We start from the raw sequence: 19,694 nt of genomic DNA on the forward strand, positions 1-19,694 counted from the left end.
TGAGCCAGGATCAAACTCTCAATAAAAAGTTTAATCTGTCTCAAATTACTTTGAGTCTTAGTTTTAAGACTTCTAAAAGAATTGCTGGTTTATTTTACTTAACTTATTTTCTGTTCAATTTTCAAAGACCATTTTTTATTTCCTTTTACTCAACTATTCTGCTGAGCACATGAGTTATAATATCATGTAGAAAGATGCTTTTTCTCCATAATTTATTTGTTTACGACAAATTATTCTATTCTTATTTATATTTACTCTTATTTTCTACATTTTTCTATTGTTGATACACAGGGATAAGTTGCTTTATTGCAGTATGTTTTATATATTTTATCTAACTATAATTTCTTAGGAAATAAAAAAACTTAAAATATAATTCTTGCTGAAACTTGAAATAAAGCTCAAATGATTAATAAATGAAGTGTACCTATAATATATTAATATATATGAATCGAAAAGGCTGCATTCTTATTGATTTCTAAAATCAAACTAAATACAGCCTCTTCTTAATTTACTTTTCTATTTTATTTTATTTATTATCTTTTTAACTCTGCCTTTATAGCATCAGCAACAAATTGTACATTTGTTCCAACTATTACTTGAATATTTCCTTTTCCTGGTCTTATAACACCTCTAGCTCCTAAAGCTGTTAAGTTCTTTTCTTTAATTATAGAGTTGTCTTTAACTCCAAGTCTTAATCTAGTAACACAGTTATCTACTGACACTATATTTCCTTTTCCACCTAAAGCTTCAATATATGCTTTAGCTAATTCATTCATGTCTCCAGTAAGTGCTATATTTTCACTTAATTCATCTTCATCATCTTCTCTACCTGGAGTCTTTAAATTGAATTGAGTAATTACAAATCTAAATGTTACATAGTAAAGTACTGCAAATACTAAACCTATTGGTATTAACCAAAGTGGATTTTGCGCCATTGGAGCTTTAAAACTTAAAATCCAATCAACGAAACCAGCACTGAAGTTAAATCCAGCTCTTACTGGTAATAAAGTAGTAATTACCGCAGATACACCTGTTAAAGCAGCATGTACTACATATAGTCCTGGAGCTAAGAACATGAATGCAAATTCTAATGGTTCTGTAACCCCTGTAAAGAATGAAGATAAAGCAGCTGCTAATAATAATCCATATACAGCCTTTTTCTTATTATCTTTAGCAGTATGATACATAGCTAAGGCTCCTGCTGGTAAACCAAACATCATAACTGGGAAGAACCCTGTCATGTACATTCCTGTTTGTCCTAAAGTACCCTTTCCAGCCCAGAAGTTTCCAAGGTCGTTAATTCCTGCAACATCAAACCAAAATACAGAGTTAAGTGCATGATGTAATCCAAATGGAATTAATAATCTATTAAAGAATGCATAAATACCTGATCCAATAGCTCCTGTAGAAACAATAGCCTTACCAAATGATACTAGTGCATTGTAAACTACTGGCCATACAAAGAATAATACTAATGCTGCAACTAATGAGGCTAAAGCTGTCATTATAGCAACTGATCTTTTACCGCTAAAGAATCCTAAAGCATCTGGTAACTTAGTTCCTTTAAACTTATTGTAGCATGTTGCTCCAATTAAACCTGAAAGTATACCAACGAATTGGGTTTGGATTTTGCTAAATGCTGCTGGTACTTCTGCAACATCAATTCCCTTAAACATAGCAACAGCACCTGTACTTAATACTGTTGTAATAACAAGCCATGAAACTAATCCAGCAAGTCCTGCTGTACCATCGTTATCATCTGACATTCCTACTGATACACCAATTGCAAAAAGAATAGCCATGTTATCAATTAGCGCTCCACCAGCTTTTAATAAGAAAGCTGAAATAACGCTGTTTGCTCCCCAACCTGTAGGATCAAGCCAGTATCCAATACCCATTAAAATACTTGCAACAGGTAATGCTGCTACTGGAAGCATTAAAGATTTTCCTAGTCTTTGAAGATACTTCATCATAATAATAAATCCTCCTTAAATTTTTTATATACAAATTTAAGCCGTTGTATAGTATAATTCCAACTTAAAAATAAAAAAAGCCGAAAAGGATATACAGATATATAAATCCTTTTCGGCTCATGCTCAACTAATTGATAACACGCCTAAATTTGTACACATATTTTATTTACATTGTTATTGTATCATCTAATGTTATTGTTTTCAAGAGTTTTTTTAGTGTTTTTCCAGCCTCTTTTCTATTATTTTCTTAAGATTTCATTAATTATATTGAATATACTTAATTTTGCTAACGATTTCACGACTTTTTTTTAATTTAGTTTATTGACAACTATTAATAACTATATATATAATCATACTAGACGTGTTACTGTTTAAACAGGCATGAGTCCATCTCATTTATAGGGCTTATGCCTTTTGTTTTTAAAATTTAGCATGTAAATTTGTATCTAATATCTATGTATTTATTCTTTTGTATTAATAAATACTATAGTTATTAATTAATATATTTATTAAAATATGTAGTAGAAAGGATGTGGATTCCTGATTATTCAGGAAGTACTATGTTTGATTTTATTAAAAATTTATTTAAATCTGATTCAGTTAATGAAGAAGTTGTTACTAAATCTAACACACTTGTCGCTCCTGTTTCTGGTAAGGCTATTCCTTTATCAGAAGTACCAGATCCAGTTTTCGCTGAAAAGCTAGCTGGAGACGGAATGGCTATAATAGCTGAGGGAGATACTATAGTCGCTCCTGCTGATGGAGAAGTTACTCTTATCTTTAAGACTAAGCATGCATTTGCTATGACTTTAGAAAATGGATTAGAATTACTTATTCACATAGGATTAGAAACTGTTTCTCTTGATGGAGAAGGTTTTGAACAATTAGTAGAACAAGGTGTAAATGTTAAAGCTGGTACCCCATTAATAAAAATAAACAGAGATTTTATTTTATCTAAAGGATTATCTTTAGCTACACCAGTATTAATAACTAATGTAGATGCAACTAAATCAATAACTCCAATTGAAAGTGGAGATGTTGTTGCAGGTAAAACTGTAGTTGTAAACTTTGAAGTATAAGATATAGTAATATAAAATAAAAATCAGTCATTTTTATAATGACTGATTTTTATTTTATAATAGAACTTCTGAATCTTTCTATATGCATTGCTAAATAAGCTATTTCATCCTCAGATATATTTGATATTTCTAATGCCCTACATATTATCTTTTTTGTTTCCTTTGCAATTTCATAAGATAACTTATATTTCTTTTTTATTACATATATTAAATCATTTTTTATTGGTGCATCTGTTATTATTCTCTCTATTGCAAATCTAATATGTGTTAAGAATCTAGCATAATCTAACGACTTTCTATCAATTTCTATATTTAACCTATCTTCAACATGTTCAATTATAGAATTACTTAGAAAACTATATTTTATAGTATTAGATAATTTTCCATTATTTCTTGCTGAATGAATATGAAGTGCTATAAATCCTTTTTCACCTTCTGGTATCTCTATATTTAGCTCCTCACCTATTTTATCTGCAAGCTTACTTGCCATTTCAAATTCTTTATTATATAAAGTTTGTATTTCCACTATAAATGGATTTTGTATTTCCTCATTTTCTTCCAATCTTTTTATTGCATAAAAAAGATGATCCACTAGCCCTATATGAATGTTTTCATTAAGAGTTTCTCCTAATTCATCAGTTATTTCAGCTATAACTTCTTCAACTATTCCTATAAGTTTAGTATCTACCCTAGTTAATATTTCATTAAAATTTCTTTGGTTTTCTTTATCTTCAATTATAAAAACTTTTTCAACTAGCGTCCCTTTCTCTATAATATCACCCATTTTTTTACCGAAACCAATTCCCTTTTGAAAAAGAATTTTTTCTTTTCCCTTTTCCCTTACAAGTAATATATTATTATTAAAGGATTTCACTACGGTTGCATTGTTATTTAATATAATCAAATTCATATTTTCTTCCCCCAAATAATATTTAGTGTTTTTCTAATATCTTAAAAAAGGTTATATGATCTCTCCATGATCCATTTATAAATAAATATTTTTCATTTAATCCTACTTCTTTAAACCCACAACTTAAAAGAACTGATTTGGATTTTTCATTATTTGTTAAAACCGAAGCTTCTATTCTATGTAATTCTAATTCATCCCTAGAATATTGCAAAACTAACTTTACAGCTTCTTTCATATATCCTTTGCCTTGAAAATTCTTATCCATAGAATATCCTATTATAGCACTTTTGAATACACCATAAACTATATTAGATATTTTTATTTTTCCTATTAATTTGCTATCTTTATATATTCCTAAATCAAAACCAGATCCATTCATTAAACTTCTATAACTCTCAAGTAATATATCTTTCTGCACTTCGTAAGTATAGAATACATTATCCCTACTCGGCTCATAATTACTTAAATGCTCTTTATTTCTTATATAGTAATTTAATAGGTCTTCGGCAGAATCTGGAGTAAAATTTTTTACCGTTATATTTTCGCCCTTCAAATAAACAATGAAACTTCTTTTAGTATTGTTATATTCATTTCTATTTATTCCAAAACTTAATTCATCTAGAAATACCCCATTAGTAAATATATTTTCTGTAAGTATTCCCTCTAAAGTAAATCCTAAATCTAAAAATACTTTATAATTAATATTCTCATCTACTAAAATATTAGCTTTATATATATTGCTATCCTTAAATATAGCTCTCAATATATTTTCTATTGTTTCCTTTAATAAATCATATTTATTTTCTCTATAAAACTTAAGTTTAACAGTACACTTTTTATTATCTTTATCTAGCTCTACTATAGTAAATCTTCCAATAAATATATTATTCTTGTCTTTTATAATATAATCACTAAAAGTTCCCTTAACTAAATCTATACTTATGCCCTTATTTTCATTCATAATAATTTCTCCTAAGTTATGTATATATACTCTTATTTATATTATAACGACAAACAGACCACATACACAACATATTATATTCGACGAATTTACTTAATAATCGAATTATATTTCATTCATTATTAAGTAATATGCATCATATAATTTATTGATATAGATCAAACTAGGAGTTTATATGTTTATTTTAAATATGTTTAGAAGAAAAAAATTTAAAAATAGAGTGAGAAACTTTTTTATTATTTTCTTTATACTATCATTAACTTTACTTGTATGTAAACTATTTTTTAACTATAGATATAAAAGATCTATCAATGATTTATCTGATTTAAGTACTTTTAAAATAATATCAGAAGAAAGTTTAATTAAGGAAATTAAAAATGTAAACAAGATAATTCCCCTTGAAGTTGAATTATCTAAAATAATAACTATAGACAAAAGTTGGGGTAATCTTGAGGTATTTCAGAAATTTAAAAGAATAAAGTTTTTTGCTAACTGTTCATATTCAATAGATTTATCTAATCTTACTACAAATGATATTAATATAGATAACAAGAAAAATGAATTATCTATAACTTTTCCTAATCCAGAGATTTTTAGTATTAATATTAATAGAGAAAAAACTGTTTATGAAGATTCTTCTAATGGACTCTTAAGATTTGGTGAAATAAAGTTAACATCAGAAGAGTTTAACCTTATTCAAAGTGAAGTTCAAAAAAACTTCGAAGAAACTATGAAAGATGATGAAATTTATGAAAAAGTATTATCTAATAGCAAGATATCTATAGAAAATTTACTAAATCAAATAACAGATAAAAAGATGTCTATAAATATATACTTTAAATAAATATATACTTTACTATCTATAGGTATATAATATATTTAACCTATTTAAGTAAAGGAGTTGATAAAATGAAAAAAATAGTTTTGGCTGGAGGATGCTTCTGGGGGGTTGAAGAATTTCTTTCTAGATTAGATGGAGTAATATTAACCGAAGTTGGATATGCAAATGGAAGAACCGAGAATCCTACTTACGAAGATGTGTGTTATAAAAATACTTATTTTGCAGAAGCTTGCTTAGTTGAATATGATGAAACTAAAATATCACTTGAAAACATATTAAATGAATATTGGTCAATAATTGATCCAACTATTTTAAATAGACAAGGTCCTGATGTAGGAAGTCAATATAGAACTGGCATATATTATTTAGATGAAAATGACTTAGGAGAGATTCTTAAGTCTAAAGAAGAAACCCAGAAAAAATATGATAAGAAGATTGTTACAGAAGTAACGCCTTTAATTAATTATTATAGGGCTGAAGAATATCATCAAAAATATTTAAAGAAAAATCCTGGTGGATATTGTCATATAAAACTATAATAAGATTATTTGCAATATTTATTTAAGCTAGTTATTAAAATGTAAAAGGAAATTTTATTTACTATAATTAATATAGTTTGTATATAATTTCCTTTTTATTTCATATTAACCGTATATATCTTATACTTAAGTACTTATTCTTTTGATTTTATAAGAATAAGAGATTAAAAAGCCCAGTAAGATTATCTAATATTACTAATATAACTAGAGTCTTACTAGGATTTTATCTTATAATAATTATTGCTAAAAATACTGTACTATTAATTAAATGTCACCTATTATATCTTTTACAACTTCTCCCCCTAGTATCATTCCAGCAACTGGAGGGACAAAAGATATACTTCCTGGTATTTGTCTTCTAATCGTACACTTCTTAGTTCCACCTGTACAAACACAACCAGTTTTACAAGTAACTACATCTTCATCCTTTGGTTTTCTTGGCTTTTCTTCTGAGTAAACAACTTTAAGTTTTTCAACTCCTCTTTTCCTTAATTCATACCTCATAACCTTCGCAAGTGGACAAACTTTTGTTTCATATATATCCGCAATTTTAAATTGTGTTGGATCTAGCTTATTACCTGTCCCCATTGATGCAATTATATTAATGTTTCTTTCATAACAATATTGTGCTAAAGCTAATTTTGCTGAAACAGTATCTATTGCATCTATTACATAGTCGACATTCTCTGGAATCAGTTCTTTTATATTTTCTGGAGTTACGAACACTTCGTGAGTAATAACATTACATTTCCTATTTATAGTAAGAATTCTCTCCTTCATAACATCAACCTTTGATTTACTTATTGTTCCATATGTTGCATGTATTTGTCTGTTTAAATTAGTTAAGCAGATAGTATCGTCATCAATTAATACTATGTTACCTACCCCTGCCCTTACTAGAGCTTCAACAGCAAAGCTTCCTACTCCACCAATACCAAAAACTACTACTTTCGAATTTTTCAACTTTCCTAGTCCGTCACTTCCTATAAGTAACTCTGTTCTAGATAATGAATGTTGTAACATTACCTTCTCTCCTTCTTGTATCTTATGTAGTTTAACAAAAGATTAAATTTTAATTTATATCTTATTTTAGAACATTATTTATTTATATACAATATTATTATTTTCCATATAATAAAAAACATTATAGTTCAATATATCTTTTAATTATAGAAATATGTATGTATTTTTAATAATAATTATAATGAAAAAATTAAAATACTATATAGTTAGTTGACTTTTTATAGAGTTTATTTAAATAAAGGCTAATATGTGGTAATATAAGAAATAAATTGTGAAGCAATTTATTTTAGTTCACAATTCATATTTCCATAACTGTGCATCGTGCACTGTGAACTGTGAACTGACAAAAGATTTAAGGAGGCTAATTATGATTTTAGGAGTTATAAGTGCAATGACTGAAGAGTTGGAACTTCTTTTGAAAGATATGTCCATCCAAGAAAAAACGAAAAAGGCCAATATGACTTTTTATAGAGGCACTTTAGAAAATAAAAATGTGATTGCAGTTGTTTGTGGCATTGGTAAAGTAAACGCTGCTATTTGTACACAAATATTAATATCTGAATACAATGTATCTTCAATAATAAATGTTGGTGTCGCAGGTGGTATTGGTAAAAATATTTACCCTGGAGATGTTGTTGTTGGGAAAGATTTAGTGCAACATGATATGGACACGACTATTTTCGGTGATCCTCATGGACAAATTCCAAGATTAGATACCTTTGATTTCAAATGTGATGATTCCTTAGTAAAAGCTGCTTTATCTGCTTGTGAGGAAATTAAAGAAATAAACACCTTTTCAGGTAGAATAGTGTCTGGTGATCAATTTATATCAAGCATTGAAAAAATCCAATGGTTCGAAAAAGAATTTAATGCTATAGCTTGCGAAATGGAAGGTGCAAGTATTGCTCATGTATGCTATTTAAATAATATTCCTTGTGTTGTTATTAGATCTATATCTGATAATGCCAACAATGGAGCTCATATGGATTATGAAAAATTTATTCCTATTGCTGTTAGAAACTCTACTATTATTTTAAAAAGTATGTTAGAAAAATTATAACAAATAAAGCAGACAAATTATTATATTTTAATAACTTGTCTGCTTTATTTATTATATCAACTTCATTTTTGGATATAGACTTCTATCTTCTTTGTCTATTCTATTTTTTAAAAGCTTTAAAACTTTATTACTTTCTATTAAGAACTTATCAATATCATTTAATATTTTATTCTTAGTGTTAAAATTACTTTTAAATTCCTCAAATACCTTATGTATATTTCCCATCTCTTGACTATACTCAAGAGCAATTTTTTTTAAGTTTTCATTTGCACCATTAATTAATTCTGGATACAAAAACTTGTCCTCTGTTTTCATATGGATATTTAACTTTCCTGCAAGAGTGTTTATATCCCATACCAGACTATCTATATCATTAGTTATATTATTTGAGTTTAAGTTTTTACTTATCTTGCTAAATAAGCTATTTATTTCTAAGTGCTGTCTTTCTAAATTATCTATATTCATCTCTTCTAATTTCCTACCTTATCTCTTATTTATTTATATTAACTATATAATAACTAAGAAATAAGAATTCTTCTGTGATTTCAATCACAATCTACTAACTATTTAGATTATCTTATTTTAAAGTTTATCTTTTAAGTTTAAATATATTTATTTCTTTTGTCATTTCTTTTGCCATTTTGCTTAGATTTTCTGCTGTTCCTGCAACTTCTTCAGATGATGAATTCATTTCTTCAGAAGCCGCTACTATCTCTTCCGTAGATGCAGATACCTCTTCAGCTACTGCTGAAGTAGATTCTACTTTTTGTAATATTATATTTTTATTTTCTTCTATACTAGCTGCTGATCTACTTACAGAATTGATTTGTGGAATAATCTCTGCAATAGCTCCTATCATCTTACTAATATTCACTATTGAGTTATTTACTTTATTAATTTGACTTTCTAATTCTGCATCCATAGTATCTGTGCTATTAATAAGTATTTCTGTTTTATCTGAAATATTTATTATTAATTTATTTATACTTTCAGAAGAAACTTTAGATTGCTCTGCAAGTTTTCTTATTTCATCTGCTACTACTGCAAATCCTTTACCTGACTCCCCTGCTCTAGCTGCTTCGATTGCAGCATTTAATGCTAGTAAATTAGTTTGTTCTGCTATATCATTAATTAAATTAGTTATTTCATTAATCTTTGATATATTTTTTCCCAATTCAACAATTAAATTAACAAAGTTATTAAAATCACCTTTCAACAATCCTAATTCTTTTACAATTACTTGCATATTACTTTCATTATCTTCAGCCATTTTATCAACTTGATTAGCGTTATTATCTATATTTTTAATTGCAGAAACAATATCTTCTATTCGCTTTCCAAAGTCACTAAGTATATTACTAATATTTACAAGATCTTCTGTTTGTTCTCCAGAACCTCTAGCAACATCTTGCATAGCTAATGCAACATTTGATGAAGATGATGTCATTTCTTCAGATACCGCTGACAGCCCTTCTGAACTTCTTTCTATAAATAAAGCTTTTTCTTTTATCTCTTCTAATAGACTCGATATATTGCCTAATGTCTCTGCTAAAGCCTTTTTCATAACTCCGAACTCATTTTTACTATCGGTTTCTATATTAGGTGTAAAATCACCTTTAGCAATAGATTGTAACTTGTTAATTATATCTTTTGCTGAATATTTTATACTTCTTCTTATAAAATAAGCAATAACTCCAAGTACTATTAAAGAAATGATTATAATAATTGTAAAAGTATTTATTACTTGATTATATATACTATCACTATTAAATTTTATCTTATCTGCATCAACTTTATTATATTTCATTAAACTTTCAATCGTTTTAGCTATATTATTTCCATACTCATCAAAACTTTTTAAATCTTCACTTTTAATCTTTTCTCCCCTACTAGTGTAAGAATTAACCTTTTCCCATACTTCCATATACTGATTATATTGCTTTTGAAAATAATTTAAAAATTTTACTTCATCATCATCCATATTGCTAGTTTTATATTTTTCTACATATTCTTGAATCTTCGCATCATATTCCTTTATTTTTTTGTTAAAATCCGGACTATACTCTATGTTTGATCTATTTATTTGAATCCTTATATTTAAATAATTTGCATTAATATCTGCAACGTCTGTAATAGGAATTAACCTATACTCATATATTTTCTCTATATTATTATTAACTTTTTTAGTTTCTCTGATAGCTCTAACTCCAATAAGTAAAACCAGTGTAATTGCTAGCACGCTTAAAAGAGTCACTAAATTTGTTATTTTTATATCCTTTAATTTTTTAAACATATTAATTCTCCTCATTTGTAATATCTTATATACTAGCCTTAAAATCATATTTCAAAATATTCTTTTTAAAAACTTTTATTATGTTATTATCTAATATCTCCATTCCATCGCTACTTAGATAGTTAACCGCTTCACTAGACGATATTGACATTTTATATACTCTATCTGTTGTCATTGCATCATATACATCAGCAACAGCAACTATTTTTGAAGTAATGCCTACATAATCTGGTTTAGCCCTTAATGGATATCCGAGAGAATCTATTCTTTCATGGTGAAACAAAACTGCTTTTTTCACTTCTTGATTAAATTCACTAAAATTACTTAGCAAGAAATATCCATACAGAGTGTGTTTTTTAATTTCTTCATACTCTTCTGAAGTTAATTTAGTCTCTTTATTTAAAATTTCATGAGGTATATAAATTTTCCCTATATCATGTAATATTCCAGCTTGAGTTGCATTAATAACTTCTTTATTACTTTGATTCATCCATATTGCTATAAGCATTGAATAAAGTGATGTGTTTATACTATGTTTAAATGTATAATTATCAATTTTCTTTATTCTGTCTAATGCCTTTATTATGATTGGATTATCACTTATACTTTTACACATTTTAGATACATATTCTGTAATTTCATCATATATATGATCATTTTTATACAAAATACAAGTAAGAGTACTTTCAACTTCTTGTATTATTGTTTTATGTACCTTTTCATAATTATCAAAATTAGTAAGTGGATTATATATATTAATACTTATTATACCTAAATCAACTAAATACCTTTTTAATTTGCAATTAAGTACTGTATCTTTTTCTAATATAATATTACCATATGCATCATAAATATCTTCAGCTAGCTTGTCTCCATTTATACTATTTGATGTAGGTATATTAATTGTCATCGTATCCTGCCTCCATATTAATCTTTTTATATCCACTATATATTACCTCTTGTAAATGTTTTCTTAAGATTGCCTAAGATTACTCTTATCAATTCTCATAATTATCTATAATTGAATTTTTAACTCAGTTTATATTATTTCGAAAAAGTTTTTATTCCCTATTATAATTTAATAATATTATTTTTATAACCTTCTCAATTCCGCTTTAATTGTAGCATTTTATCCTATTTTGTCAATGCTTGTTGTTTCAAAATCATTTATACTTTTTGTTTTATTTTGTCGTATTTTGTTTTATGCCATGTATTTATTTTCATTTATAGTATAATATTCACAGTTATTATTTTTAAGAAATTTAGTTTTTTAGCCTTTACTCTATATTTAGATGTGAAACTTTAAATGTCGAAAAATAATTTTAAATTTCTAATAAAATTTTAGTATTAGATATAACTCTTATCATATTATTAGCAATAGAGATATAAATAATATAAAAATAATAATTTGCTTATTGCTTTAAATTTAACAATTAATTTTATATAATAATAGAAGTTATGGATAATACTTCTATTATTGTTTTTTATATAAATACTCTAAAATTGGAAGGAGGGGTATCTTGCTTAGAAATTATATGGAAGTAATAGTTGATAATTTGTTAACATCTATTCTTAGTGAATATAAAGATATATGTAAGTGCAAAGTATGTATTGAAGATATAAAAGCAATAACTTTAAATAATCTACAGCCCTTATATATTTCTACCGAAAAAGGCTATACTTACACCAAAATCAATGAATTGAAAATTCAATTTAAAACTACCGTTATAAGTGAAATAATTAAGTCAATTGATATAGTATATAACAATCCAAATCACTAACATCAATTGATATATCTTTTAATTGTATAGTATAAAAGCAAGTTAAAACAATTTTTAAGGATGATATATAATGTATAATAATCATAACCTATCATTAAGCTATAAAATACTTGAAAAAAAACTTGATTTTCAAAAAGAAAATTTATTAATTGCACTAGATCGAATACGAATTTCATGCATTGGAATATTATCTATTAATATGTATTATTTCTACTGCTACTTCTTCTTATTAAAAGATGTTAGTAAGCATTTTAAATTAGTATTACTATTTGTTCATTCAAGCGGATTTATTTTATCTTCATTATTTTTAATTTTTTATAAAAAGATAAAAATTTATAATAATATTTCTATATTACGGTTTATTTATAGATTATTTATTATAATACTGTTACTTGCTGGATCTCTTCCCCTTATTATTAATTATAAATTTGTAAATAGTATTGATTCATATGCAATCATGATGTTAATTTCAGCAGTATGGTTTCCTTTTGAACATATATTTATGATTACAGCTTTTATAATTAATCATATAATACTTATGTTAGGAATTAATATGCATTTTTCTAATAGCCTTATATCTATATTATCAAAACAAATTAATGCTAATACAATATTGTTAGCATCGATTCTATTATGTTATTCTTTGCATAAGAATAGATTAAAAGAATTTAGCAACAAATGTCATCTTATTGAAAGTGAGCATAATTTCAAAAAATTATTTAATGCAAATCCACAGCCCTTATTTATAAGCCAATACAAAGATGATAAAATTATAACTTCAAATAATAAGGCATCTATATTTTTAGGATATAGTAATGATGAATTTAATAAAATATCTTTAGGTGATTTATATAAAAATGAAAAAGATAAATATAATATGTTAGAGAATATTCTCAGTAAATCTAAGATTAAAGAATGTATTGTAGAGTATAAATGTAAATCTGGTAATATTAAATGGGTAATTACAAATCATGAATTAATTGAATATTATGGAGAAGAATGTATCTTAACAAGTATTACAGATATTACAGATTTAAAAAAAATTGAAGATGAATTATTAAATCGCGCCTCCATGGATTCACTTACTGGTGTTTTGAATAGATACTCTGGAATTAAAATTCTTGAATATAATCTTAGTCTTTGTAAGAATATAGGTGCTTCATTATCATTATGCTTTATAGATATAAATGATTTAAAATTAGTAAATGATACCTATGGACATAACGAAGGTGATATATTAATTAGAACGGTTTGTGAGGTGATACAAAAAAATATAAGTTCTTCAGATATTATCTATAGATATGGTGGAGATGAATTTATAATTTTATTTCCATTTAAAGATGAAACTTATGCTGAGAACATATGGGATTCTATACAAAATGATTTTCAACAATATAACTTTTCCCAATTGAAGCCCTATTCTGTTAGTGCGAGTCATGGAGTATTTGAATTTAATAATAGTATTGATTATACAACAGAAGAAATTTTACACTTAGCAGATAAAAAAATGTATTTAGAGAAGCTTATGAAAAAGTCATGATATAGACTTTATTTATATCATGACTTTTATATTAATTATTCTTTTTAATAAAACTCTATAAGCTAATAAGATTTTATTAAAAAGACTTAAATATTTCTTTTTTTGCGCCACAGACTGGACATTTTTCTACATTATCTCCAATTTCAGTGAAACCGCAAATTGGACATATATAGATAGTCTCACTACCTATATCTTTTTGCTGTTTTGCCATATCTTGTGCATCTTTGAACATCTTAGCATGAATTTTTTCTGCTTCTAAAGCATAGTGAAATGATCTTTGCGCATCAGATTCTTTTTGAAACTTAGCTGTTTCTAAATAAACAGGATACATTTGATCTATTTCATGTAATTCTCCATCAATTGCACCTTGAAGATTTTCAACTATATTTGTATGACCAAATACAGCTCCAGCAACTACTGTTTTATCTTCAACCTTATCATTTAGTACATTAAAATGATTCTTAGCATGACACCACTCTGCATAAGCAATTCCCCTAAAAAGTCTAGCTATATTTGGATACCCATCCTTTTCTGCTGAATCACCCCAAATAGTATAACGCATATGAGCCATACTTTCTCCACCATATGCTGAACTTAAAAAATCTACTGTCATCGCATTATTTACTGACATTATAAACACATCCCTTCATGATATATTATTATTATTTCAAAAAAGGAAATTTTAATTCATTTATATATAAACTTTCTATAAGCATAGGAAAATGGCTGATAAATACTTTATATTCTTATATTTTTTACATATATTTTTAATAACTATTATCCCATTGTTTGAATGACCCATGGAATTCCATAGGATATTATAGTCATTATTACTGTTGCGATTATTAAACCTACAAATATCGCTAAGGATGCCTTCTTTGTTTTTATTCCAAGTAATGACGCTATAAGTGCACCTGTCCATGCCCCTGTTCCTGGTAAAGGTACACCAACAAATAATGCAAGTCCCCAAAATTCATATTTCTGAATTTGCTCACTTTTAGCCATTGATTTTTCCTCTAATTTTTCAACTGTAGCTTTAAATAATTTGGTCTTTTTCATCCAATTAAATATTGGGGTAATAAAAAACAAAATGAATGGAATAGGAACTATATTTCCTAAAACGCATAAGAATATAGCTTTAAATACTCCTATACCTAATAAAGAGGACGCAACTAATCCACCTCTCAACTCTAAAATAGGTACCATAGATATTATAAACACTACAAGCTCCTTTGGCATAAAACTTAATGTGCTAGTAAACCAATTAATTAATGAATCTGTCATAATATGCTCCTTATACTATATATTTCTTTAAATTTTATTTTTAAAAATATGCTTATTTACATATATATAAGATTACATAATAAATACATAGTATTCAAGTCTTTATTTTTAATACTTAACAATCTTTTATTATAAATTGAAAAAAACTTATTTTAAATGAAAAATAGTCTAAGTTTTACATAATAAAAGAAACTCAGATAAACTGAGTTTCTAACATATTTTTTGATATTATAAATTTATATAAATTAGAACTTGTGAATAAATAATCCACTTCTAGGCTTTGGTTCAAACCATGTTGATTTTGGTGGCATTATTTTTCCACTATCTGCAATATCCATAATATCATCAGTTGTTGTTGCATACATAGAAAAGCTCACTTTCATATCTGTATCTGCTCTTCTTTCAAGTTCCTTTAATCCTCTTATCCCACCAATGAATTTTATTCTCTTTGATTTTCTTGGATCATCAATTCCTAGTATTGGTCTTAAAAGATTGTTTTGAAGAATTGATACATCTAATTGATCTACTGGATCTTCTGGATTAAATATTCCCTCTTTAGCCTCTAATAAATACCACTGTTTTTCTAAATACATTCCAAAAGTGTGTTTTTCTTTAGGCTTAACTGGTTCATTACTTTCAGTAACTACAAAAATTTCACTTACCTTATTTAAAAACTCTTCTCTTGAAAGTCCATTTAAATCTTTAACGGTTCTATTGTAATCTAAAACTTCAAGCTCGCTATCTGGATATGAAATAGATAAGAAATAATTAAACTCCTCTTCTCCAGTATAATCTTCCTTTTCTGCTCTTTTTATATGACCTACTTTTACTGCTGATGCAGATCTATGATGTCCATCTGCAATATATAAATATTCTACTGATTTAAATAATTCATTTATTTTAATTACTGTATTTTCATCATCCACGATCCATACAGTATGACATACCTCATCTTCTGATTTAAAATCATATATTGGTTCTCTCTTTATCCATTCATTTATAATATTTGAAATATCCTTGTTTTCTCTATAAGTTAAGAATATAGGTCCTGTATGAGCTTCACATTTATATACATGATTAATTCTATCTATTTCTTTATCTTCTCTTGTCAGTTCATGTTTTTTTATTATATTGTTAGTATAATCATCTATTGATGCACATCCAACAAGACCAACCTGGCTTCTTCCTTTCATAACTTGTCTATAGATATAATAATTAGGCTTTTCATCTTCTATATAAAATCTATTTTTAATCATACTATCTAGATTTTCTTTAGCCTTATCATACACCCTATCATCATAAGGATCTATATCTTTTGGTAAATCTATTTCTGCTTTATCTACATGCAAAAATGAATATGGATTATCCTTAACCATTTCCCTAGCTTCATCACTATCCATTACATCATAAGGAAGTGCCGCTATTTTATCCGCTAATTCTTTTATAGGTCTTATTCCTCTAAAAGGTTTAATAATTGCCATTAAAATTCCTCCTATATTTATAGCTTAGTAAAAAAATCCTTTATAACTGAAACTACTTCTTCTCCTATTCTATCTTGAGCTTCCATTGTTGATGCTCCTATATGAGGAGTGCAGCTTACTCTTGGATGATTAACTAAGATTTCATTTGTGTTTGGCTCTACTTCAAATACATCTATACCTGCCCCTGCAATTTTCCCACTATCTAAAGCTTCTAGTAAAGCTTCTTCATCTACAACTTTACCTCTTGCACAATTTATTATATAAGCCCCATCTTTCATTAAATTTAACTCTTCTTTTCTGATTAATGTCCCATTTTCTTTATCATAAGGAACATGTAGAGAAATAAAATCCGATTTTCTGAGTAAATCATTTAATTCCAAAAACTCATACTTTACATCATCTTGTTTTCCAAATACATCATTATAAATAACATTCATTCCTAATGCTGTTGCCTTATTAGCTAGGGATTTACCTATCCTACCCATTCCTATTATCCCTAAAGTTTTCCCACTAATTTCAATGCCTTCATATTTCTTCTTGTTCCATTCACCATTTCTCATAGTGTAATTTGATGTTCCTATAAACCTTGCCACTGCAAACATATGAGCTAATGCTAATTCAGCAACTGAGTCTGAACTGGCATTTGGAGTATTCTTTACGGTGATGCCTTGTTCATGTGCTGAATATATATCTATATTATCTATTCCAACTCCAGCTCTTATTATTAATTTTAATTTTCCACCTGATGCCTTTTCTAATACTTCCTTAGTTACTTTTGTTGCTGATCTTATAACTAAAGCATCAAACTCCTTAAGCTTTTCCCCTAAAATTACTTTATCATAATGCTCATCAGTAACACTAAAACCTAATTTTATTAATTCATTAATTGCATTTTCCTGCAAACCATCACTTACTAATATTTTGTACACGTTAATACCCCCAGTTTATTTAATTAATAATTGATAATTAACAATGGTTTCACAAAATAAAACCACTTACTCTGTTAATTGTTAATTATAATAATAAGAGTCTAGAATCTAATCTAAACCCTTATTTATACTTTCTAGCCACATTTATTGCTTATTACTTAAATATACTTATCTAAATTATTCTAATCCTAAAATATCATTTATATTAATTAATAACTCTTGTATTTCTTCCATTTTGCAATCTGCCATATGAGCAATTCTAAAAGTTTTATCTTTTAAACTTCCATATCCATTAGATATTTGGAAGCCTCTCTTTGCTAATTCTTTATTTAAAAATGAAACATCTATTTCTCTGTTATTTTTAACAGTTGTTAAAGTATTAGATAAATAATTCTCATCTGGAAATAATTCGAAATACTTTTTCGCCCATTCCCTAACTGCTTTTGCCATTTCTAAATGTCTTGCAAATCTATTTTCTAAGCCCTCCTTATTTAATATATAGTCTAGTTGATAATCTAGAGCATACATATGTGATATAGAAGGTGTTGATGGATATTGATAATCCTTCTTTTGTATATACTTATATAGTGATAACAAGTCCAAATAAAAACCTCTGTTAGGAACTTTCTCTGCTCTTTCCTTTGCCTTATTTGAAAAAGTGCATATTGCCATTCCAGGAGGCAGCCCTATTGCCTTTTGAGTTGAAGTTATACAAATATCTATTCCACATTTATCGACTTCTATCTTTGTTCCTGCTGCTGAACTTACTGTATCTACTATAAAAATAATATCAGAATATTTCTTTATGACTTCTCCTATTTTATCTATTGGATTCATAACTCCTGTAGATGTTTCATTATGAGTTACTGCTACCAAATCATAATTACCAGTTTTTAATACCTTATCAACCATTTCAGGCGTAACAGCTTTTCCCATTTCTACTTCAAACAAGTCTGCAGAAACATTATTCGAAGTCGCCATTTCATACCATCTCTTTCCGAATGCCCCAACGGAAAATACAGCTGCTTTCTTTGCTGTACAGCATCTTATAGCTCCTTCCATAAGTCCACTACCTGATGTAGTTGAAAGTAATATTTCACTTTCTGTGAAAAAAACCTTTCTTAAATTATTGCTTATTCTTCTTTGAAGCTCAGAAGCTTCTTTGCTTCTATGACCAATCATAGGTCTTGCCATTTGTTCTAAAACATCTGGCTTAACTTCTACTGGCCCAGGAATAAATAGCTTTTTATGCATTATGACTCTCCCCCATTATATTTTTATTTATTGCTTAATTTTATTATTGATAATTTTACTACTTTTTCGAATTATTAACAACTACTTTGTTAATAATTTACTAACTTTTTATCATATTATGTAATTATCATTAATTTGAACACTAGTTTAATAAATTGCAGAACAACTTATTTTAATTGATAACTGAAGATACTTTACTACGTAAAACTCAAGTGAAATAATTAAAGTCCATCAACTTCAGGCAATCTTCAGTAGATGGACTTTAATACTAAGTTCAGTAATTGTTAATCATTAATTATTAACTATTTTTCTATTGTTTATTATTTTTTAAAATATCTCTTATTTCTGTTAATAGCTCTTCTTCCCTTGTCTTTTTATCTTCCTGTGGTTTTGATTCTTCTTGTTTCTTTTTATTTAATTTATTTATAATCTTAATAAATATAAATACAGATAGAGCAATTATTATAAAGTCAACTACATTTTGTATAAATAATCCGTATGATATTACTATAGCATCACTGACACCTGGTACTGCCTCTTTTAAAGTATATGTAAGATCTTGAAAGTTAACTCCTCCTGTTAAAAGTCCGATTGGAGGCATTATTATGTCTTTAACTAATGATGAAACTATTTTATTAAAAGCTCCCCCTATAATAACTCCAACTGCTAAATCTAGTACATTTCCTTTCATTGCAAAATCTTTAAATTCACTTATGAATTTTTTCCCTTTTTCTTTCATTTAATTT

General features: G+C 27.0%; 19 protein-coding genes. 6 read left to right on the forward strand and 13 right to left on the reverse strand.

From position 1 onward, the window contains the following. Window positions 1–533 precede the first annotated feature (533 nt). Window positions 534–1,973, reverse strand: coding sequence for an N-acetylglucosamine-specific PTS transporter subunit IIBC (nagE, locus tag AAT22_RS14600; RefSeq protein ID WP_016207807.1), 1,440 nt, complete (start codon window positions 1,971–1,973; stop codon window positions 534–536). A 560-nt stretch (window positions 1,974–2,533) separates the two neighbouring features. Here nagE and AAT22_RS14605 point away from each other — a divergent pair. Continuing rightward, the gene (locus tag AAT22_RS14605; protein WP_084820780.1) at window positions 2,534–3,052 is read left to right on the forward strand and encodes a PTS glucose transporter subunit IIA; all 519 of its coding nucleotides are present in this window, start codon (window positions 2,534–2,536) and stop codon (window positions 3,050–3,052) included. Between the two features lie 49 nt (window positions 3,053–3,101). Here the strand turns inward: AAT22_RS14605 and AAT22_RS14610 are convergent, their stop codons facing one another. Together AAT22_RS14610 and AAT22_RS14615 are read right to left on the reverse strand one after the other, a co-directional pair. Then, window positions 3,102–3,962 carry a PRD domain-containing protein gene (locus AAT22_RS14610; protein ID WP_047001767.1) on the reverse strand — a complete coding sequence of 287 codons (861 nt, stop codon included), beginning with the start codon at window positions 3,960–3,962 and terminating at the stop codon, window positions 3,102–3,104. 22 nt (window positions 3,963–3,984) lie between these two features. Then, complete coding sequence (locus AAT22_RS14615; RefSeq protein ID WP_047001768.1) at window positions 3,985–4,923, reverse strand: GNAT family protein; 939 nt, start codon at window positions 4,921–4,923, stop codon at window positions 3,985–3,987. Between the two features lie 175 nt (window positions 4,924–5,098). Between AAT22_RS14615 and AAT22_RS14620 the strand changes: the two genes are divergently transcribed. After that, the gene (locus tag AAT22_RS14620) at window positions 5,099–5,767 is read left to right on the forward strand and encodes a DUF4230 domain-containing protein (RefSeq protein ID WP_047001769.1); all 669 of its coding nucleotides are present in this window, start codon (window positions 5,099–5,101) and stop codon (window positions 5,765–5,767) included. A gap of 65 nt (window positions 5,768–5,832) precedes the next feature. Further along, window positions 5,833–6,303, forward strand: a complete 471-nt coding sequence (gene msrA / locus AAT22_RS14625; protein WP_016207812.1) for a peptide-methionine (S)-S-oxide reductase MsrA — start codon at window positions 5,833–5,835, stop codon at window positions 6,301–6,303. A gap of 264 nt (window positions 6,304–6,567) precedes the next feature. On the opposite strand, the gene AAT22_RS14630 is transcribed toward msrA, so the two are convergent. Beyond that, window positions 6,568–7,326, reverse strand: a complete 759-nt coding sequence (locus AAT22_RS14630; protein ID WP_016207813.1) for a tRNA threonylcarbamoyladenosine dehydratase — start codon at window positions 7,324–7,326, stop codon at window positions 6,568–6,570. Between the two features lie 367 nt (window positions 7,327–7,693). Between AAT22_RS14630 and AAT22_RS14635 the strand changes: the two genes are divergently transcribed. Beyond that, window positions 7,694–8,386: a 5'-methylthioadenosine/adenosylhomocysteine nucleosidase gene (locus tag AAT22_RS14635; protein WP_047001770.1), complete on the forward strand. Its 693-nt coding sequence runs from the start codon at window positions 7,694–7,696 to the stop codon at window positions 8,384–8,386. A gap of 51 nt (window positions 8,387–8,437) precedes the next feature. Here AAT22_RS14635 and AAT22_RS14640 read toward each other — a convergent pair whose 3' ends face one another. From AAT22_RS14640 to AAT22_RS14650, 3 genes are all read right to left on the reverse strand, one after another. Beyond that, on the reverse strand, window positions 8,438–8,851 hold the full coding sequence (locus tag AAT22_RS14640; protein ID WP_047001771.1) for a hemerythrin domain-containing protein: 414 nt from the start codon (window positions 8,849–8,851) through the stop codon (window positions 8,438–8,440). 124 nt (window positions 8,852–8,975) lie between these two features. After that, window positions 8,976–10,679, reverse strand: coding sequence for a methyl-accepting chemotaxis protein (locus AAT22_RS14645; RefSeq protein ID WP_047001772.1), 1,704 nt, complete (start codon window positions 10,677–10,679; stop codon window positions 8,976–8,978). Between the two features lie 25 nt (window positions 10,680–10,704). Further along, the gene (locus AAT22_RS14650) at window positions 10,705–11,589 is read right to left on the reverse strand and encodes an HD-GYP domain-containing protein (protein WP_047001773.1); all 885 of its coding nucleotides are present in this window, start codon (window positions 11,587–11,589) and stop codon (window positions 10,705–10,707) included. Between the two features lie 610 nt (window positions 11,590–12,199). Between AAT22_RS14650 and AAT22_RS14655 the strand changes: the two genes are divergently transcribed. After that, window positions 12,200–12,460, forward strand: a complete 261-nt coding sequence (locus AAT22_RS14655) for a late competence development ComFB family protein (RefSeq protein WP_016207818.1) — start codon at window positions 12,200–12,202, stop codon at window positions 12,458–12,460. 70 nt (window positions 12,461–12,530) lie between these two features. Continuing rightward, on the forward strand, window positions 12,531–14,000 hold the full coding sequence (locus tag AAT22_RS18630) for a GGDEF domain-containing protein (protein WP_052953974.1): 1,470 nt from the start codon (window positions 12,531–12,533) through the stop codon (window positions 13,998–14,000). A gap of 76 nt (window positions 14,001–14,076) precedes the next feature. Here AAT22_RS18630 and AAT22_RS14665 read toward each other — a convergent pair whose 3' ends face one another. From AAT22_RS14665 to mscL, 6 genes are all read right to left on the reverse strand, one after another. Continuing rightward, window positions 14,077–14,631 carry a rubrerythrin family protein gene (locus AAT22_RS14665; protein WP_016207820.1) on the reverse strand — a complete coding sequence of 185 codons (555 nt, stop codon included), beginning with the start codon at window positions 14,629–14,631 and terminating at the stop codon, window positions 14,077–14,079. A gap of 146 nt (window positions 14,632–14,777) precedes the next feature. After that, window positions 14,778–15,284, reverse strand: coding sequence for a small multi-drug export protein (locus AAT22_RS14670; RefSeq protein ID WP_047001774.1), 507 nt, complete (start codon window positions 15,282–15,284; stop codon window positions 14,778–14,780). A gap of 245 nt (window positions 15,285–15,529) precedes the next feature. Beyond that, window positions 15,530–16,765, reverse strand: a complete 1,236-nt coding sequence (locus AAT22_RS14675) for a DUF1015 family protein (RefSeq protein ID WP_016207822.1) — start codon at window positions 16,763–16,765, stop codon at window positions 15,530–15,532. A 17-nt stretch (window positions 16,766–16,782) separates the two neighbouring features. Continuing rightward, on the reverse strand, window positions 16,783–17,694 hold the full coding sequence (locus AAT22_RS14680) for a D-2-hydroxyacid dehydrogenase (RefSeq protein ID WP_016207823.1): 912 nt from the start codon (window positions 17,692–17,694) through the stop codon (window positions 16,783–16,785). A gap of 177 nt (window positions 17,695–17,871) precedes the next feature. Beyond that, entirely contained in the window at window positions 17,872–18,948 is a 1,077-nt protein-coding gene (locus tag AAT22_RS14685; protein WP_047001775.1) for an alanine--glyoxylate aminotransferase family protein, read from the reverse strand. 310 nt (window positions 18,949–19,258) lie between these two features. After that, on the reverse strand, window positions 19,259–19,687 hold the full coding sequence (gene mscL / locus AAT22_RS14690) for a large-conductance mechanosensitive channel protein MscL (RefSeq protein ID WP_016207825.1): 429 nt from the start codon (window positions 19,685–19,687) through the stop codon (window positions 19,259–19,261). Between the last annotated feature and the right edge of the window lie 7 nt (window positions 19,688–19,694).

It is taken from the genome of Clostridium sp. C8, assembly GCF_001010885.1.
Classification (GTDB): Bacteria; Bacillota; Clostridia; order Clostridiales; family Clostridiaceae; genus Clostridium; species Clostridium sartagoforme.

Excerpts from the sequence above, each read along its gene's own strand:
- nagE (WP_016207807.1), bottom strand. The coding sequence starts at position 1,973 with ATGATGAAGTATCTTCAAAGACTAGGAAAATCTTTAATGCTTCCAGTA.
- AAT22_RS14605 (WP_084820780.1), top strand. The coding sequence starts at position 2,534 with ATGTTTGATTTTATTAAAAATTTATTTAAATCTGATTCAGTTAATGAA.
- AAT22_RS14610 (WP_047001767.1), bottom strand. The coding sequence starts at position 3,962 with ATGAATTTGATTATATTAAATAACAATGCAACCGTAGTGAAATCCTTT.
- AAT22_RS14615 (WP_047001768.1), bottom strand. The coding sequence starts at position 4,923 with ATGAATGAAAATAAGGGCATAAGTATAGATTTAGTTAAGGGAACTTTT.
- AAT22_RS14620 (WP_047001769.1), top strand. The coding sequence starts at position 5,099 with ATGTTTATTTTAAATATGTTTAGAAGAAAAAAATTTAAAAATAGAGTG.
- msrA (WP_016207812.1), top strand. The coding sequence starts at position 5,833 with ATGAAAAAAATAGTTTTGGCTGGAGGATGCTTCTGGGGGGTTGAAGAA.
- AAT22_RS14630 (WP_016207813.1), bottom strand. The coding sequence starts at position 7,326 with ATGTTACAACATTCATTATCTAGAACAGAGTTACTTATAGGAAGTGAC.
- AAT22_RS14635 (WP_047001770.1), top strand. The coding sequence starts at position 7,694 with ATGATTTTAGGAGTTATAAGTGCAATGACTGAAGAGTTGGAACTTCTT.
- AAT22_RS14640 (WP_047001771.1), bottom strand. The coding sequence starts at position 8,851 with ATGAATATAGATAATTTAGAAAGACAGCACTTAGAAATAAATAGCTTA.
- AAT22_RS14645 (WP_047001772.1), bottom strand. The coding sequence starts at position 10,679 with ATGTTTAAAAAATTAAAGGATATAAAAATAACAAATTTAGTGACTCTT.
- AAT22_RS14650 (WP_047001773.1), bottom strand. The coding sequence starts at position 11,589 with ATGACAATTAATATACCTACATCAAATAGTATAAATGGAGACAAGCTA.
- AAT22_RS18630 (WP_052953974.1), top strand. The coding sequence starts at position 12,531 with ATGTATAATAATCATAACCTATCATTAAGCTATAAAATACTTGAAAAA.
- AAT22_RS14665 (WP_016207820.1), bottom strand. The coding sequence starts at position 14,631 with ATGTCAGTAAATAATGCGATGACAGTAGATTTTTTAAGTTCAGCATAT.
- AAT22_RS14670 (WP_047001774.1), bottom strand. The coding sequence starts at position 15,284 with ATGACAGATTCATTAATTAATTGGTTTACTAGCACATTAAGTTTTATG.
- AAT22_RS14675 (WP_016207822.1), bottom strand. The coding sequence starts at position 16,765 with ATGGCAATTATTAAACCTTTTAGAGGAATAAGACCTATAAAAGAATTA.
- AAT22_RS14685 (WP_047001775.1), bottom strand. The coding sequence starts at position 18,948 with ATGCATAAAAAGCTATTTATTCCTGGGCCAGTAGAAGTTAAGCCAGAT.
- mscL (WP_016207825.1), bottom strand. The coding sequence starts at position 19,687 with ATGAAAGAAAAAGGGAAAAAATTCATAAGTGAATTTAAAGATTTTGCA.